Origin of the sequence: Psychrilyobacter piezotolerans (assembly GCF_003391055.1) — a bacterium.
Lineage (GTDB): Bacteria > Fusobacteriota > Fusobacteriia > Fusobacteriales > Fusobacteriaceae > Psychrilyobacter > Psychrilyobacter piezotolerans.
In genome coordinates this window covers 23475-41438 of the sequence record NZ_QUAJ01000025.1, presented here as the reverse complement: position 1 = coordinate 41438, position 17964 = coordinate 23475, and the positions used below count along the sequence as shown (strand labels likewise).

Genomic DNA, 17964 nt, shown 5'->3' with positions numbered 1-17964 from the left:
AAAAAAGCTTTTAGGTTGTCGTTGGTAAGAATATCTTTAAGTGTAATAGTAGTCATAATAGTTATTATACCAAAAAACCCCCAAGATGGGGGCTGGGGGTTGAAGAAGCGTTAGCTTTTTTTTATTATCTAGGGAATTAGTCTCGTTACACTGCGGAACTTATTCTGTTGGACGACTGAGTAGAATATTTACTGAGGAGTAGAGTAACATCTAGAAAAAGAATTTCTTAGTGCAGCTCTTTATCTCATTTTCTAAAAATCTCATTTAATGTTTGGCAACGTACATTGGACAGAATTTTTCTGTGGATCTTTTTTGCAGCTTTATATTTTCCTAGATAAAAAAATTTTTTTTAATTTTTTTATTAAACTTAAAAAAAGACTAATAAACAATAAAAATATTTTTTTCACTATTCGAAGCCCAAAAAATGAGAAAAACGTGCTGATTAATAATACAACTATCCATCTTGGATATTTTTTTCACTCTACATAAAATGGATAAGTGTTTATTATTCGAATCAATTGCATTTATTTGATAAAAAAAGGTTGATTTCGAGAAAATTTTGTAGTATAAATGATTAGAGCAAAAAATAATAAATTTAAAGGGGGATAAAATAATGAGAATAGGAATACCTGGAGAGATCAAACCACAAGAGCATAGAATTGCATTAGTACCAGAGGGAGCAGCAGAATTTGTTAACAGAGGGCATAATGTTTATATGACATCTGGAGCAGCAAATGGAATTGGATTAACTGACGAAGATTATAAAGCTGTAGGAGTAGAGATCCTTTCAACTTTAGAGGAAGTTTATGAAGTTTCAGATATGATCGTAGGAGTTAAAGAGCCTCAACCTAGAGAACTTGCTCTCATTAAACCCGGACAAATTCACTATAGATATCTTCATTTAGCACCAGACTACGACCAGACAGTAGGATTGATGGAAGCAGGAGCTACCGGGATTGCATTCGAAACTGTAGAGATGCAAAACAGAAGTTTACCATTATTAGCACCAATGTCTGAAGTTGCTGGTAGAGAAGGAGTTATTTTTGGAGCTAATATCTTAGCAAAACATATGGGTGGAAAAGGAATCTTATTAGGAGGAGTTACTGGTACTGCTAGAGCAAAAGTTGTTATCGTAGGAGCTGGAATCTCTGGACAAGCAGCACTTAAGATGGCAGTTGGATTAGAAGCTGACGTTACTATATTAGATGTAGATATCGCTAAATTAAAGTATCTTGATGATATTTATGGAAATAAGATCAAAACTTTATACTCTAATTCAGGAAATTTAGCAGCACAAATTAAAACAGCTGACTTGGTAATATCTACTGTCTTAATTCCAGGAGCAAAGTGTCCGCATTTAATCACTATGGATATGATCCATTCAATGGAAGCAGGATCAGTAATTGTAGACATTTCAATCGACCAAGGTGGATCAACTCCGATATCTAGACCTACATACCATGAGGATCCTACTTTCTTAACTGACAACGGTGTTGTAATGTACTGTTGTGCTAATATGCCTGGAGCTATGCCTAGAACATCTTCATATGCTCTTGCAAATGTTACACTTAAATACGGATTAGCAATAGCTGATTTAGGAGTAGAGGGAGCTATCAATAAATTCCCTGAATTAAGACCTGGTATCAATGTTTATGAAGGTAAATTAGTTTATAAGCATGTTTCAACTGCTTTCCCTAATTTACAATTTGACGAATTAGATACAGTAATGTATGCTGGAAAATAAATATTTTAAAAGCTCAAGGTTATCCTTGAGCTTTTTTTTTGTCTAAATAGATACAAATATTCTTTTCCATATAATGACTATAAACTTCAAAGGTTAAAATCTAAAAAAATTAAGTTTAAAAAATATGTGTAATCTGTGATAAAAAAAGAAAACCTTCTGTGTAATAACTATAAAAGTTTTATAAAATTAGTGTAGATTGGTGGCGTAATGGGCATCACCAAAATAAATTATAAAACTTTAGTTTATCCCTGTCTGGATGCAATGCCTCGTTGCTTTTTTTATTTCTTTTTTTATCTTAACAATATAGTAAAGGGTGAATAACCCTGCTAATAAGTCTGCCACAGCATGACTTGCGATTATACCCCCCAGTCCAAATTTATAATTTAGAATATACACTAGAGGAATGAAGAAAAAACCGTTTCTACAACTGGCTAATATAAAACTGTCCCGGCCTCTTCCTAAAGATTGATAGAGAGTAGTTACAGTGGTAGTAACTCCGAATGTAAAGAAGAAAATATTTAAAGAATAAAGATTTAACCGCCCTAATTTAATCACTTCAGCATCCAATGAAAATATTTTTATAATTTCATCGGAAAATATTATATACATAAGGTTTAAAACTATACTATATATAGTGACCCATATAAGAGATACTCTGAAAGCTTCTATTATACGTGAATAGTTTTCCCGTCCATAATTATAAGCTACCAAAGGTTGGAACCCCTGGGCAAATCCAAAGAGGGTAAACATAATAATAGAAACAACACGCATGGCAATCCCTCCAGCAGCAATGGCTGTATCTCCGTAAACTTCCAATGCATTGTTGTACACTGCCATGGATACACTCACTAAAACCTGTCTGGAAAATGATGGCAGCCCAACAATTAAAATACTATAAAAGATAGATTTTTTAAATAAAAACTTCTTAAAAGACAGGTTTAAAAGGCTGGATTTTGAAAAATAGTATTTTAATAAAAATAAAGTTGAAATAAACTGTGCAATGACTGTGGCAATAGCAGCTCCCTTTATTCCAAAATTTAAAACAAAGATAAAGATAGGATCTAAAATAATGTTTAAAACTGCTCCCAACCCTATGGCACACATACTATATTTACTGTTTCCCTCTGCTCTAATAGTATTATTTAAAACCATATTGATGACAGTGAAAAAAGTACCTAAAATGATAATCAATGTATATGTCTTTGCATAGGGTAGGATTGTAGGAGTTGCTCCTACAACCTTTAATATCTGTTCTAAATATACCACCCCAAAAATAGTCGCGGCTGCCGAAAGAATGATCCCTAAACCTATGGATAGATTAAATGTGATATCTGCACTTTTTTTATCCTGTGCTCCCAAAAATCTGGAGATCATACTCCCTCCGCCAACACCAATCATCTGTCCTAAGGCTGCTATCAGCATAAATAACGGGTAGGAAACAGCAATAGCTCCTATTGCACGGGTATCATTTAACATTCCGACAAATAGTGTATCCACTACATTATATATGGCAGATATTAAAATCCCAACGATGGCAGGCAGTGATAATTTAAGCAGTGCTCTGGGTATTTTTTCCTCTTTAAGTATCCATTCTTTGTTCATAATATAATTCTCCTTTAATTTCTATAAACTGCATTCAAACTTTCATAAAGATCATACCTAGATAAAATTATTATGAAACTTCAGACGTTCAAGCAAAGTATAGAGATAAATTCCAGATAAAACTGTAGAATATTCTACAGTTTTTGATAATTGTGGGGTATACTCTAAATAGGGAGGTGAGCCGTGGAAAAAATCATTGAAATTATAGGGAAAACTCCACTAAAAGATTTTATTCCTCAAAAATACACAAATAGATTAAAAATATTAAATCTATCATCTGGAGAATACTTTCATTATTCAGAGAAAGAACTAAACTCTACTTTTTTTCTTATTGAGGGAATGATCCAAATAAAACAAACTACTCAGGATGGAGTTGATTTAAATTATATCTTATTGGATAACTTTAATGTCGTTGGAGAGAAAAAATTACTCTTTGGAAAGGAAGGAGGGGTGGATTTTTACACCATAAGAGATAAAACGAAAATTTTAGAAATTCCACTTGATATTGGAATAAAATTGATTAAAAATGATAAATTTAAAATTTTTTTATTGAAACTTCACTGTGAAAAGCTGCATAAATTTGTATGGGATATTTCCATCCTACACTTTAAGGGAGTAAAAAAGTTTTTAGCTCACAATATACTGACCTATTCCACAGATGATAAGTTTAGATTTAAAAATATGTCCTTTCTCAGTGAAATACTCAGTATTGACAGAAAAAGTTTATATAGTGCTGTAAAAAAATTAGAGGAAAAAAAATTAATAATCAGAGAAAATAAAATTATCAAAATTCTAGACAGAAAAAAACTAGAGGAATATATTAAAATTTAAAAAATATAGTCGGAGGAAGTAAAATGAAATTGGAAAAATATTGATCCTATGAAGGGTCAATAAAAAAAGGAAAAGGCAGCAGTTTTAGTATATTTACTACAAGGGGTGATGGATATGCCGGAGCAAACATTTTTAATGATTAAACCAGACGGTGTTAAAAGAAGGTTAGTAGGAGATATATTGATTAAACTGGAAAAAAAGGGATTAAAAATAGTCGCCATGAAGATGCTGCAGATAACAAGGGAATTGGCAGAAATTCATTATCAGGAGCATAGGGGAAAAGGGTTCTATGAGGAACTGATTAAATTCATTACCTCTGGACCTGTTGTAGCGATGGTTTTAGAAGGAGAAGGGATTGTAGAAATTATCCGTAATTTTGCAGGAAAAACTAATCCAAAAGAGGCAGGATGTGGTACAATAAGAGGTGATTATGCTTATGACCTGACTCAGAATGTTGTACATACTTCTGATTCTATAGTAAGTGCTAAAAGGGAGATAATTAATTTTTTTGAAAAGGCAGAGATCCTAGGTAAATAGAGAGGTAAAAAAATGTTTTTACTCTTCTAAAATTTGAGATAAATGTATATTTATGATAAAATTATTTAAAATAAATAGGGGTGATTTATTATGAAACAAGTGAGTGATGTAATGAATACAGATTTAATAACAATAGAGGCCAACTTGACCTTTGATAATATCTTAAAGATAATGACAGAAAAAGGTGTGGGTAAACTTCCTGTGATCGATAATGGACAGTTGGTAGGAGTTGTTACAAGGGATGATATTTTGGTAAGACAAGAAACTGCCCCGCTCCCTCCAGTAGTTGCATTTTGGGATCTGCTTATAACACTTCCACAAAATAAAGAATTTAAGAAAAAATTGAAAAAATTATCAGGGTATACTGCAAATGACATCATGTCTACAGATTATTTAGTTGTAAAAGAATCTGATGATCTAGCCGTTGTAATCACTCAAATAGTAGAACAAAAATATAATTATGCCATTGTGGTAGAGGAGGATTCTATAGAGGGGATTATAACGAAAACTGATTTAATCAATAAATGCTTTAATTAATAAATGATGCTTCGCGCTTACAAAGCCTATAATAATATTAAGATGTAATTCTTATTTTCCTTAAAATTCTATTTAAAATAAATTATTTTGATGATTTTAAAGAAAAATTACGGCTGTTTGCCCGCCTCTGGCGGCAAACTCTACGGTTTTTAATGCGTGCACCATCGCGAAAGTTCAGTTAATAAATGTTTTAAATTAAAAAAAAGAGGATGGTGTAAAAAAAACGTTGGAAATTTATAGTCAACTTATTTTATTGGTGGTATTAATTATTTTATCGGGATTATTTTCAGCTTCTGAAACAGCTCTTACTGCATTTAAAAGTACCGATCTGGAAGAAATTGAAAGGACTAATCCTAGAAAATCAAAATTGTTAAAAAAATGGTTAACCAAACCTAATGAGATCTTAACAGCAATACTTTTAGGAAATAATATTGTAAATATCTTAGCTTCATCTATAGCAACCGTAGTGACTTTACAAATAATGGGATCTAAATCTGGGGACGCAATAGCCATAGCTACTGTATCTATGACAATTGTAGTCTTGATATTTGGGGAGATAACTCCTAAAATAGTTGCCAAAACATACTCGAAAAAGATATCAGGAATTGTTATAGGACCAATCTATCTCCTGAGTATCGTTACATTACCTATCATAAAGTTATTGATATTTGTCACAAAGGTCATCAGCAGGATGATGGGGGTAGATATCAGACATGAAAATCTCATGATAACAGAGGAAGAGATCAAATCCTATATTAATGTAGGCAAAGCTGAGGGGGTAATAGAAGAAGAGGAAAGGGAGATGATCCACTCTATTATAGAGTTTGGTGACACCGCTGCAAAGGAGGTCATGACTCCTAGAACCTCTATTTTTATGTTAGATGGCGAATCTACAATAGACGAGGTTTGGGATGAGATTATACAGAGCGGTTACTCCAGAATACCTGTATACGGGGAAGATTTAGATGAAATATTAGGAATCCTCTATGTTAAAGACCTTCTGATACTAGCTAAAAAAGGAACTACAGATATCCCTCTAAAAAGTATATTGAGGGAGGCATATTTCGTACCTGATACAAAGTCTATAGTGGAGATCTTAGGTGAATTTAAAAGTAAGTATGTTCACATGGCCATTGTCCTGGACGAATATGGAGGAACTGTAGGGTTAGCCACTATTGAAGATCTCATTGAGGAAATAATCGGTGAGATAAAAGATGAATATGACCTTCACGAAGAGGATGAAATTGAAAAAATAAGTGAATCAAAATATAAAGTTGATGCACGGATAAATATTGAAGATTTAAATAAAGAATTGGGGTTAAATATCCCTGAATCGGAAGATTATGAGAGTCTTGGTGGATATGTCTTAGATATCCTGGGCCGGGTAGCAGAGGTTGAAGATGTCGTTGAGTTAGAAGGTCTTAAAATGAAAGTTTTGGAAATAGATAAGATGAGGGTAGTTAAAATTCTTATAGAGATAAGTGAGGAAGAAGGATGAAAAGAATAAAAAGTCTATTCGCAACAGGATTAATCACTGTTTTACCGGTATTAATCACAATCAATATAATGTCATGGATATTTAAATTTTTAAATAATTATTTAAGCCAGAATATTTTTGTAAAAGAGATGACCTCATACCTGTTAAAAAATGGGTTCTATTCTAAATTTATAACACAGATGTTGGTTTATTTAATTGCTGTAACAATAATTATATTAACTATTATCATTACAGGTCTTGCCATGAGAAATGTAATGGGAAAAAAAATAGCAAAAATAATAGATCGTTTGTTTTCTAATATTCCTTTAGTAAAACCTATATACACCACTATTTTGCAGATTAGACACCTGATGTTTACATCAAACACAAAGGCTTATCAAAAAGTAGTTATGATAGAGTATCCCAGGAAGGGGATCTATAGTCTGGGATTTTTAACCAACAGAGAAAATAAACTTTTTGAAGATATTTTAGGAGGGAAAAAATTGCTCAATATATTTATACCTACCTCTCCTAATCCTACTTCCGGAATGTTTATAATGGTAGAAGCAGATAGTGTCAGGGAATTAGATATCAAGATTGAAGATGCTGTTAAATTAATAATTTCTGGCGGAGCAATAGTTCCAAAGATCAATAAAAATTAGAAAATTAGGGGTATTATATGAAAAAAATATTATTAGTGATAGGTTTGCTTCTGCTTATGGGCTGTACCTCGGCAGATCAGAAGAAAAATAAGGAACATCATCTAATCAGAGGGATGAATTATAGTAAAAGTGGTAATTATACCAAAGCCATAGATGAATATAAATATTTTTATGAGATTGACAAAAAAGATCCTATTCTCCTTAGGGAGATGGGATTAGCCTATGCTCAATTAGGTGATTATGGGACAGCTGAAAAATACTATTTAGAAGCTATAAAATTAGATCCTAAGGATCAGATAACATTATCCAATATGGCTATTTTGTCCTATAAAATGGGAAAATTAAGGGAAAGCAGGTACTATCTGTCACAAATTTCATCGGACAGTATAGATTATAAAATATATCTGTTAAAGGGATATATCGCCTATGATGAAAAAAAATATGAAGATGCTTATCTTGAATTTACCAAAGTTCTAAATTTAATAAAAATCGAGGACTATACCTTTGTAGGCAAATATGTAGAAATTTTACAAAAAACAAACAGAACCAATGAGATCTATCCATTTATCTATAAAGTATATGAAGTTCAAAAAAATGATCCAGATGCAGTGATCACATATTCCAGATTTCTGATCGATGTTTTTAATGATTATGATGGGGCTTTAAAAGCTTTAAAAACATATATTGCAAGGGAAAAAAATAACCGTGTAATATTGGAGGTCGCTAAACGAAGTTTTGAAATGGGCAAAATAAATGATACTGAACTATACCTAAAATTATTAACAGATGCCTATAAATATGATTTGGATGTTTTAAATTTGAAAAAAGAAATAGCCGTCCATAATAACAAGCCTGCAGATGTTAAAAAATATCAAAAAATAATTGAGAAGGTGAGTGATTTAGACAGTGAAGAATATCAGAATTAGAGTTTGTGGAATCTTAGAAAAGAATGATGAATTACTTTTAGTTAAACATGTAAAAAATAAGTGTGAATACTACCTCCTCCCAGGGGGCGGGGTAGATCACGGTGAAGACTTTAGGACTGCTCTTAAAAGGGAGTTTATGGAAGAGTGCAGCCTCGATGTAGAAGTAGGAGATATGATCTTTATATCTGAAGGAATAGCTCCTAATGGCGGCCGTCACATTGTAAATATCTATTTTAAAGTTTCCTATATAAGCGGAGACCTGCAGGTTGGATTAGATGGCAGTAATTTAATAGGTGTGGAATACATAAAAAAATCAGACTTAGAGAATATTATACTCCATCCAAATACAAAAAAAGAGTTAAAAGAATATTTTGAGAATGGAAACACCGGTATAAAGTATCTGGGGAATAGATGGGAATAAAGATAACTAAGACTTAGTCACGAATAGCACGAAGAAAAAATTAAAAGAAAAAATAAGGGAGAAAGAAAAATGAATTTGAAGAACTATATAGCACTTGTGGAAGATTATCCAAAAGAAGGGATAAAATTTAGAGATATAACGCCTTTACTGGCAAATGGAAAGGCTTTTAAAAAAGCAACAGATGAGATAGTAGAGTATGCCAAAGAAAAAAAGATCGACCTGGTAGTAGGTCCTGAAGCCAGAGGATTTATCTTTGGATGCCCGGTATCTTATGCTTTAGAGGTAGGATTTGCACCGGTAAGAAAACCCGGAAAACTTCCCAGAGAAACAGTGGAATATGAATATGATTTAGAATATGGAACTAATACACTATGTATGCATAATGATTCTATAAAACCTGGTCAAAGGGTGCTTATCGTTGACGATCTATTGGCTACTGGGGGAACAGTTGAAGCTACTATAAAGATAATAGAAGATTTAGGCGGAATTGTTGCTGGAATGGCATTTCTTATCGAATTAGAGGATCTAAATGGCAGAGAAAATTTAGCAGGTTATGATATCATGACATTGCTCAAGTATTAATAAGAAAGCGACACTTGGTGTCGCTTTCTTATTAGTACTTGGATTAACTATATTTATTTAAAAAATTTTTAAGGAAGGAATTTTATGGAATATAAATCAAATATCGCTGAAGAACTTAAAAAAAATAATTTAAAGATAAACGAGGATATGATCTTCTCTGCCTATGAATTTGCCAGGGAATCCCATGTGGGGCAGTACCGGAAATCAGGGGAGGAATATATTGTTCATCCTGTAGAGGTCTCTAAAATTCTCATTAATATGAAGATGGATGCTGAAACCATTACCGCTGGATTTCTGCACGATATTGTAGAAGATACCATGACCACTATACAAGATATCGAATATAATTTCGGTTCTGAAGTAGCTAAACTAGTGGACGGGGTAACTAAACTTACAAATCTGCCTGTAGGCAGCAATAAGCAGCCTGAAAACATCAGAAAGATGATCGTAGCTATGGCTAGTGATGTAAGGGTTGTTATCATTAAATTAGCTGATAGACTGCATAATATGCGTACACTAAAATATATGCCCGCTTATAAACAGGAGAGAATTGCAAGGGAAACACTGGATATCTTTGCACCCTTAGCTCATAGAATTGGAATGGCAAAGATAAAATGGGAGTTAGAAGATCTATGCCTGTATTATCTGGAACCTGAGATCTATAGAAAATTAGTGAAAATGGTTAACAATAAAAGGGTTGAAAGGGAAGAATATACCAGTGCTATCTTAAGAAATATGAAAAAAATTATCCGTGAAACCAATATAGATGGGATAGTTTCTGGGCGGGTTAAACATTTTTATAGTATCTATAAAAAAATGTATGAGAAAAAGAAAAGTTTTGATGAACTCTACGACCTCACAGCTGTAAGGGTGTTGGTGGACACAGAAGGAGAGTGCTACAATATCTTAGGAATGCTGCATAGTCATTGGAAGCCTGTCCCTGGGAGGTTCAAAGACTATATAGCAGTCCCTAAATCCAATGGTTATCAATCGATCCATACTACCCTGGTAGGTCCCCTGGGGAAATTTATCGAGGTGCAGATAAGAACTAAAGATATGCACGCTATTGCAGAAGATGGAATAGCAGCACACTGGAACTATAAGGAAAAAAGAAAAAACTCCAAGGCAGATAATGTTTATTCATGGCTTAGAAAGATATTGGAATGGCAGAGTGAAGCCGATACATCTGAAGAATTTATCGAGACTGTCACAGGGGATATACTCAATGAAACAGTGTTTGTTTTCTCTCCTAAAGGAGATGTTATCGAACTATCCAAGGGTTCTACCCCGTTAGACTTTGCATTTCATATCCATACAGAGGTGGGGTATAAGTGTATAGGAGCCAAAGCCAATGATAAGATTGTCCCAATCGATTATAAGTTACAAAACGGAGACAGGATCGATATCATAACCTCTAATATCTCCAAGGGACCTGGGAGAGACTGGTTAAATATAGTCGCCACCCAGAGTGCTAAAAGTAAGATCAGAAGGTGGATAAGAGAAAAAAACTTTGATGAAAATCTAAAAATAGGAAAGGAGATCTTTGAAAAAGAATTACTTAAGGTCGGATCTTCTCTAAAACAGATTGAAAACAGCCCTGAAATGAAGAAATATTTAATTAAAAATACTATCAATAATTTCAATGAACTGCTGATTAAGATAACCGATAAAAGATTGAATGCAGCCCTTCTTGCAGAAAGATTGATAAAAAAAGATGAAAAAATAGACCTGGAACTCATAGAAAATTATCAAAAAGAAACTCCTAAAAGAAAAAGTCGGAAAAAAAATGATTATGGTGTTATAATAGATGGTCTTGATAATACTATTGTTCGATTTGCCAAATGCTGCACTCCTCTCCCAGGAGATGAGATTGGTGGATATATAACTACCTATGGAGATATCGGCATCCATAGATTAGACTGTAAAAACTATATGAATTTGATTGCCCGTGATCCCAACAGAGAGATAGGTGTCGGATGGGATGATGAAATTATAGGCAGAAAGATCAACAAATACAGGTTTAAATTTACCATAGTCACCACAGACAGGGCTAATATCCTCTTGGAAATTGTAAAAATTATAGCTGATCATAAGATAGACCTGGAAGGAGTAAACTCCGGCCATATTAAAAACGGAGCGGAAAGACTTTCAGTTATCGAGATCACTATAGATATCAACGAAAAGAGAGACTATGAAAAATTAATCAATCATATTGTAAATTTAAAAGATGTAATAGAAATCAGGAGAAATCAAAACAATTAAGAACCCCTTCTATTAAAAAATTGTGATAGGGGAGATAAAAAGGAGTATAAGATGAACAAATTACCAGTAAATTATGAATTATCCCATAGAGATGGAAAGGCAAGAGCAGGGGTTATAACTACTCCCCATGGAGATATAAAAACTCCGGTATTTATGCCGGTAGGAACACAGGCAACTGTAAAAACAATGAATCCCGAAGAAGTTAGAGAGTTAGGTGCAGATATTATCTTAGGAAATACCTACCACCTGTTCCTTAGACCAGGTGACGATGTAGTTGCTAAATTTGGAGGATTACACAAATTTATGAACTGGTCCCACCCTATATTGACAGACAGTGGTGGTTTCCAAGTATTTAGTCTGGGAGCTATCAGAAAGATAAAGGAGGAAGGAGTATACTTTAGATCTCATATTGACGGATCTAAAAGATTTATTTCCCCTGAAAAATCTATAGATATTCAAAATAATTTAGGAGCAGATATCGTTATGTTATTTGACGAATGTCCTCCCGGTCAGTCTTCTAGAGAATACTTAATACCTTCAATTGAAAGAACTACCAGATGGGCTAAAAGATGTGTAACTGCTCATAAAAGACCCGATGATCAAGGTTTATTTGCAATAGTTCAGGGCGGGATATATGAAGATCTGAGAGATAAGAGTATGAATGAATTGATGGAGATGGACGAAAGCTTTTCCGGGTATGCTATAGGTGGATTGGCTGTAGGTGAACCCCGTGAAGATATGTATAGAATATTAGATTATATAACTCCTAAACTTCCTGAGCATAAGCCTAGATACCTAATGGGTGTAGGAGAGCCTCTTGACATGTTAGAAGCTGTAGAACACGGTGTAGATATGATGGACTGTGTACAGCCATCTAGAATTGGTAGACATGGGACTACATTTACAAAATACGGAAGATTAGTTATCAAAAATGCCAAATATTCCCTTGATCCCAGACCACTGGATGAAGACTGTGACTGCTATGTATGTAAAAATTATACCAGGGGTTATATCAGACATCTATTTAAAGCCAATGAGATGTTAGGGCAGAAATTAGCTACTTATCATAACCTTTATTTCTTAATAAAGATGATGAATGGTGCAAGAGATGCCATCATAGATAAAAGGTTCATAGCCTTTAAAGAGGAGTTTATAGGAAACTATACTCAAGGCAAGGACAGTGAGTGGATAATCCCACAGAGAATAGAGGACTAAAGAGGACTAAAAAAAGAGATGCATTGCATCTCTTTTTTTACTTTTCACTCACGCCTCGAAACTTACCTCTATGTCTTTGGAATCCAGGCTGGAAAAATGTCTTTGAAATTCTTTCGGATTAGTAATAAATATAGGGTAGTGAACTATAAGGGTCGTGTTATTATAGATGGTAAAATCATCTATGATAAATCCTTCAACATCTCCTAGTTTCACCCTTATTTTGGTAAGTTTAGTCAAAAATATATCCAAAGCCTCCAGGTCTAAATCCAGGAGTTCCTCCAATGCGCTCTCTGAAAAAATTGCTTCATTTATAGGCTTAGTATAACTTCTTGTGGTATCGCTGAGAAAGGAGACAAACTTTATGACCAGGGGCATATACAGACTCCTTATATCCATCTCCAACTTATCTATAATCTTTTCGGTGATAGGAGGGAGAAGTTTTTTTAAATTTTCAGCTTCCTTCTTTTCAAGCTCTAAATCATCTACAGCCTCATATATATTAGCGATCCTCTCTTCATCATTTGGTTCTCTGGCCAGAATGGCAATTACTCCTTCTACTGAAATTCCATGTTGTTTAAGTTCGTCTATTATACTTTTTTCCTTTTCAACCATCCCCCTGTAAACTACTTCAGCCATTTCATTAAAAATATCATAAACGCCGTTATAAAAAGCGGTCATCTGTTCATGTTCCAGATTATTTTTATCAGCCTCAGAATCTTCTAATTGACTCAGGATACTTCCTATTCCCACAATCAATTCATCCTCTAAATATCTCGAAAGGAGACGTACATCCCTTAACTTCATGTTTATCTCTAATTTAATATTTTTATTTTCAATATCACTTTGATTATAAGTAGTCTCATTCATAGTTCCCACCTCATCTTAGAATTCTGATAATCTTGTGTCTTTACCTATCTATTGGCAAAAATATAAATTTTCCTCTATTCATTGTCTCTCAATGGCTAAAAAATAATATTTTCATATTTATGATATCTATGGTAAAATGGACCTTAGTAATAATAAAAAATCAGGAGGATTTTATGAATAATAACGATGTACTACGTAGATTTAGATACGCTTTGGATATGAGTGATAAAGAGGTAATAGATGCATTTAAAGAATCAGGACATATCATAGATAAAGAGGGAGTTCTTAATCTTTTGAAAAAAGATGAAGAGGAAGGTTTTGTAAAGTGTAACAATAAATTACTGGGGATGTTTTTTGACGGTGTTATAGTCCAAAAAAGAGGAAGACAAGAGGTAAAACCTGGAGAAACTCCAAGAAAACCAGAGGTAATGACTTCTAATAATATCAATAACCAAATCCTTAGAAAAATAAAGATAGCTTTAAACTTAAAAACTGAAGATATGGTAGCTGTATGGGAAGCTGCAGATATCTACATCTCAAACTCAGATGTAACTGCATTATTCAGGAAAAAAGGACAGAAAAACTATAAGGAATGTCTGGACAAATTTTTGAGAACCTTCTTAAAGGGACTGGCTGTAAAGTATAGAAAGTAGTGATGGTCAGCTCCTCCCTTGTTGTAGGTTTCGCCGATAGTGTGGAAGAAATAGGAATGTGAAAATACTAAAGAGGAGTGGTTATATGGAAATCATTAATTTGAAAAAAGCTAAATTAACAAAAACTAAGACAAAGAAAAATTTTACTGAGGAAGAGAAGATGATATGGAATTTTATTAAAGATAGAAAACTTTATAATGTAAAATTTAAAAAAGAAACTGAAATCGGAAAATATATATTTAATTTTTATTCTCCAGAGATAGAATTTGGGATAGAGATAGATGATAGTAATCATACTAAAAAATATGAAAAAACAAGGGAAGAATACCTGGATTCTATAGGAGTAATTGGTCTTCGGTTTACCAGCAGTGAGATAAAGAATAATTTAGAGGAAACATTAAATAAAATAGAGGCAGCTGTAAGCGGTCTTAAAGGTTAGAAATAAAAAACTGAACCCCAATCAGGAGTTCAGTTTTTTTTGTTTTATTATTTCTAATTTCTTGAGGTGAAAGTAACACCAAATAGCCTGCCAAAAGGAAAGCAGCTTTATATGGTTTCCTTGATCTTTTTTATGAGTTCATATTTCAGATTAATCAATGGGGTGGAAAGGTTTACTTTATAAGTATGAGGATTTTCCAATCTCCTTCTTTCTATGGAAATTTTCTCTAGACCTCTTAAATAATATTCTCTAGACAGATCTACGTCTAACAGCTCCTTATAGTCCTCCATTATTTTTCCCTCTTGAACATATTTCTTTGACAGTAATTTAATGGAATATTCTCCGCTTTTTAGCTTACTTGATTTAAATTCATACTTTTCATCTCTAATTACAATATCTTCATTATTAATTAATTTTTCTTTTTCATCGTCAGACCGTACAAGTGTAATCAAATCTGCGTAAGCTATCCCATCAGCATCATAAATTCTGTAAACCTCTTTAAACCCAGGATTAGATATTTTTATTATGTCTTCAGATAATTTCATTACAGGTTTTTTGTCTACTTCAACAATCTTATAAACCCCGCCAAAACACGGATTAGATTTACTAACTCCTATTGCGTCACCAACACCAAAATAATCTACCTCTGCACCCTGTCCCTTTAGGGACTTAATCACACTTTCATCGATGGAACTGGTTAAAAATATCTTAGCTTTAAAAAGGCCGGCTTCATTGAGTATTTTTCTGCATTTTTTTGAAAAATATGCTAAATCCCCTGAATCAATTCTTATTCCATATAATCCATCGTAGGAATCGTCTATCCCACCATCCTTAAATGCTTTAATTGCATTCCTTATTCCCATCTCCAAAGTATCGAAGGTGTCGATCAATAAAATTAAGGTATTATTTTTTCTAGTTTTTCTATGTCTTATAAAAGCATCAAAAGCCTCTTTTTCAGCTTCTCTTCCCAATCCGAAAGCTTGAACAAATGAGTGTGCCATGGTTCCAACACTTGGAATTCCATATCTATATTCTGTAACTAAATTTGAATGACTTGAGCATCCTCCTATATAGGCGGCTTTATTCCCTGATACGGCACTGTCAAATCCATGAGCTCTTCTGCTTCCAAAGGATGAAACAGGAACTGGGTTAGCTGCTCTAGTTACCATGGATGCCTTTGTAGCTATGGCTAAGTTCATATTCATGATGTTTAGTATTGGAGTTTCAAGTATTTTTGCTTGAATCAGCGGTGCTTTAACCGTTACTACCGGTTCATTCGGGTAAACAATTTCACCATCTCTCATGGCATATATATCTCCTGTAAATTTAAGTTTTACCAAAAATTCCAAGAGTTCTTTTTCCTCTATTATCTCTGAAAAATATCTTCGCTTCTCCTCTTCAGAGGTTGTATTCAGTATATCAACAAGGGAAATTACTTCTTGAATTCCACTAACTACAGCAAATCCACCGTCCTCTGTTTTTCGGAAGAACATATCAAAAATAGCTTCCTTATCCTGCATCCCTTCCATAAGAAGTACATCACTTTCAGTGTATTGATAACGATCCGAATTAATTACTCTTGCAAAATCGGTTAATATTCTCTTATTATTCATAAAAACACCTCATATAATTTTATCAAAACCCTTAATACTATAGTATTGCATATGTCTTTTACAACTTAATTTACTGTGTCCTTAATATCTTTCTGATATTTTATCAAATTCCTTTTAATATTTATTTATTATGGTGTCATGTCAAACGGACTATTCCCCTACAGTGATTTTTTATCCATAAGATATAAATACAAAATTAATAAAAAAATTATGTTGGAATAACAATATAATTAAGAGGTTAATTTAATATCCTAAAACGGCAAATAAAAAAGTGGTAGAAATTCTACCACTTTGAATACTCAAAATTTAACATAATTATACAGTTTTTATGTTTGCAACAGACCCGGAGAAGTATTTTTGATAATTTACCTATTACTCCTTTCCTGAAACTATATTTTTCCATCTTTTAACGATATCTTTTTTACTATTAGATGCCCAGTCAAAATCATAGTCAAGTAGTTTGATATCTGAAATTGGTCCTAATCCCTTTGGAAGAGCAACATCGGTTCTAACTCCTCTGATATTAAACTTTGTAGCTAAAATTTCTTGAACCTCTTTACTTCCTACATAGTCTAAGAATAATTTAGCATTTTCTTGATTCTCAGAACCTTTAATTAAAGCGGCACCATCAGCAACGACAGAGGTACCTTCAGATGGATACACTATTTCTATATGTCCGCCGGCATTTTTATATTTAACAGCAGAACTCTCCAAAGTTAATCCGATAGAGTATTCCTTATCTACTACACCTTTAGGTACAGCAGATGAACCTCCTAAAATCTTCCCATCCAAGTTAGTTACAAATTTTTTGATGAAATCAAAACCAGCTTCAGAGTTTTTTCCAAAGGCAGTCAAAAGAGTCGCCGTGATTGTATAAGATGATCCGGATTTAACAGGAGAGGCCATAGCAATTTCCCCCTTCCATTTGGGATCGATCAGGTCGTTCCAAGAAGTAGGAGCGTCTTCCTTCGTTACAAGATCAGTATTATAGATCATAACCATAGGTAAGACAGCAAAACCAAACCATTTGTCTTTAGAATCTTTAAATAAAGGATTTATCTTATCGTGATTTGCAGTTTGATATGGTGTGAAATATTCTTTGTATGAATTCAGTGATTCAGCTCCTCCTCCAAAAATAACATCCCCTAAAGGATTCTCACTTTCAGCTTGGATTCTTTTAAGTAATTCTCCAGTACCTGCTACAACTAGGTTAACCTTGATTCCTGTTTTGTTTGTAAAACCATCAACAACACTATTGATAGCATCGGGGAAAAGTGGTGAATATACCGTGACTTCATTGCTTTGAGCAGGTATTTCATCATTTTTTCCACAAGCTGCAACCAATAGAAGTGACAGTGCCAGTACTAAATTTAAAATTTTCGTTAATTTTTTCATATAATTTCTCCCTAATAATATTTTATAATAACTCTAAAGAATATGATACTTGTATTATATTCTTTGTTCAATAAAAAAAACACAAAGTGTATGGGTACACTTTGTGTTTAACCAAAAAAATTATTTATTTTTCATATTTAATATCCTAAAAATAACAAATAAAAAAGTGGTAGAAATTTCTACCACTTTGAATACTCAAAA

The 17964-nt window shown here is 33.2% G+C and carries 17 protein-coding genes; 13 read left to right on the top strand and 4 right to left on the bottom strand.

Translation table 11 applies throughout. The features are described 5' to 3' along the window. Positions 1-613 precede the first annotated feature (613 nt). The gene (gene ald / locus DYH56_RS12500) at positions 614-1744 is read left to right on the top strand and encodes an alanine dehydrogenase (RefSeq protein ID WP_114643213.1); all 1131 of its coding nucleotides are present in this window, start codon (positions 614-616) and stop codon (positions 1742-1744) included. 237 nt (positions 1745-1981) lie between these two features. Here the strand turns inward: ald and DYH56_RS12495 are convergent, their stop codons facing one another. Next, positions 1982-3346 carry an MATE family efflux transporter gene (locus DYH56_RS12495; RefSeq protein ID WP_114643212.1) on the bottom strand — a complete coding sequence of 455 codons (1365 nt, stop codon included), beginning with the start codon at positions 3344-3346 and terminating at the stop codon, positions 1982-1984. A 183-nt stretch (positions 3347-3529) separates the two neighbouring features. On the opposite strand from DYH56_RS12495, the gene DYH56_RS12490 reads away from it, so the two are divergent. The 10 genes from DYH56_RS12490 to tgt all read left to right on the top strand — a co-directional run bounded on the left by DYH56_RS12490 (position 3530) and on the right by tgt (position 12796). Continuing rightward, positions 3530-4177, top strand: a complete 648-nt coding sequence (locus DYH56_RS12490; protein ID WP_114643211.1) for a Crp/Fnr family transcriptional regulator — start codon at positions 3530-3532, stop codon at positions 4175-4177. Positions 4178-4291: 114 nt separating this feature from the next. Beyond that, on the top strand, positions 4292-4714 hold the full coding sequence (gene ndk, locus DYH56_RS12485; RefSeq protein ID WP_114643210.1) for a nucleoside-diphosphate kinase: 423 nt from the start codon (positions 4292-4294) through the stop codon (positions 4712-4714). A 90-nt stretch (positions 4715-4804) separates the two neighbouring features. Next, positions 4805-5251, top strand: coding sequence for a CBS domain-containing protein (locus DYH56_RS12480; protein ID WP_114643209.1), 447 nt, complete (start codon positions 4805-4807; stop codon positions 5249-5251). Between the two features lie 226 nt (positions 5252-5477). After that, on the top strand, positions 5478-6749 hold the full coding sequence (locus DYH56_RS12475) for a hemolysin family protein (protein ID WP_114643208.1): 1272 nt from the start codon (positions 5478-5480) through the stop codon (positions 6747-6749). Continuing rightward, positions 6746-7390 carry a DUF502 domain-containing protein gene (locus DYH56_RS12470; RefSeq protein ID WP_114643207.1) on the top strand — a complete coding sequence of 215 codons (645 nt, stop codon included), beginning with the start codon at positions 6746-6748 and terminating at the stop codon, positions 7388-7390. Before DYH56_RS12475 ends, DYH56_RS12470 begins: the two co-directional genes overlap by 4 nt. A 17-nt stretch (positions 7391-7407) precedes the next feature. After that, positions 7408-8316 (top strand): tetratricopeptide repeat protein, encoded by a 909-nt coding sequence (locus tag DYH56_RS12465; RefSeq protein ID WP_114643206.1) that lies wholly within the window; start codon positions 7408-7410, stop codon positions 8314-8316. Next, positions 8297-8737 carry an NUDIX domain-containing protein gene (locus DYH56_RS12460; RefSeq protein ID WP_114643205.1) on the top strand — a complete coding sequence of 147 codons (441 nt, stop codon included), beginning with the start codon at positions 8297-8299 and terminating at the stop codon, positions 8735-8737. The genes DYH56_RS12465 and DYH56_RS12460 overlap by 20 nt, the downstream gene beginning before the upstream one ends. A 69-nt stretch (positions 8738-8806) precedes the next feature. After that, entirely contained in the window at positions 8807-9319 is a 513-nt protein-coding gene (locus tag DYH56_RS12455; RefSeq protein ID WP_114643204.1) for an adenine phosphoribosyltransferase, read from the top strand. A gap of 84 nt (positions 9320-9403) precedes the next feature. Then, positions 9404-11581, top strand: coding sequence for a RelA/SpoT family protein (locus DYH56_RS12450; protein ID WP_114643203.1), 2178 nt, complete (start codon positions 9404-9406; stop codon positions 11579-11581). Positions 11582-11632: 51 nt separating this feature from the next. Further along, on the top strand, positions 11633-12796 hold the full coding sequence (tgt, locus tag DYH56_RS12445; RefSeq protein ID WP_114643202.1) for a tRNA guanosine(34) transglycosylase Tgt: 1164 nt from the start codon (positions 11633-11635) through the stop codon (positions 12794-12796). Positions 12797-12844: 48 nt separating this feature from the next. Here tgt and DYH56_RS12440 read toward each other — a convergent pair whose 3' ends face one another. Further along, positions 12845-13663, bottom strand: a complete 819-nt coding sequence (locus tag DYH56_RS12440; RefSeq protein WP_114643201.1) for a hypothetical protein — start codon at positions 13661-13663, stop codon at positions 12845-12847. Between the two features lie 173 nt (positions 13664-13836). Between DYH56_RS12440 and DYH56_RS12435 the strand changes: the two genes are divergently transcribed. Together DYH56_RS12435 and DYH56_RS12430 are read left to right on the top strand one after the other, a co-directional pair. Further along, positions 13837-14316 carry a YehS family protein gene (locus DYH56_RS12435; protein ID WP_114643200.1) on the top strand — a complete coding sequence of 160 codons (480 nt, stop codon included), beginning with the start codon at positions 13837-13839 and terminating at the stop codon, positions 14314-14316. An 85-nt stretch (positions 14317-14401) separates the two neighbouring features. Next, entirely contained in the window at positions 14402-14755 is a 354-nt protein-coding gene (locus DYH56_RS12430) for an endonuclease domain-containing protein (protein WP_114643199.1), read from the top strand. Positions 14756-14862: 107 nt separating this feature from the next. Here DYH56_RS12430 and DYH56_RS12425 read toward each other — a convergent pair whose 3' ends face one another. Both DYH56_RS12425 and DYH56_RS12420 read right to left on the bottom strand, forming a co-directional pair. Continuing rightward, a complete protein-coding gene (locus DYH56_RS12425) occupies positions 14863-16368 on the bottom strand; it encodes a nicotinate phosphoribosyltransferase (protein ID WP_114643198.1) in 1506 nt (501 codons plus the stop codon). Between the two features lie 372 nt (positions 16369-16740). Further along, complete coding sequence (locus DYH56_RS12420) at positions 16741-17763, bottom strand: ABC transporter substrate-binding protein (protein ID WP_114643197.1); 1023 nt, start codon at positions 17761-17763, stop codon at positions 16741-16743. Positions 17764-17964 lie beyond the last annotated feature (201 nt).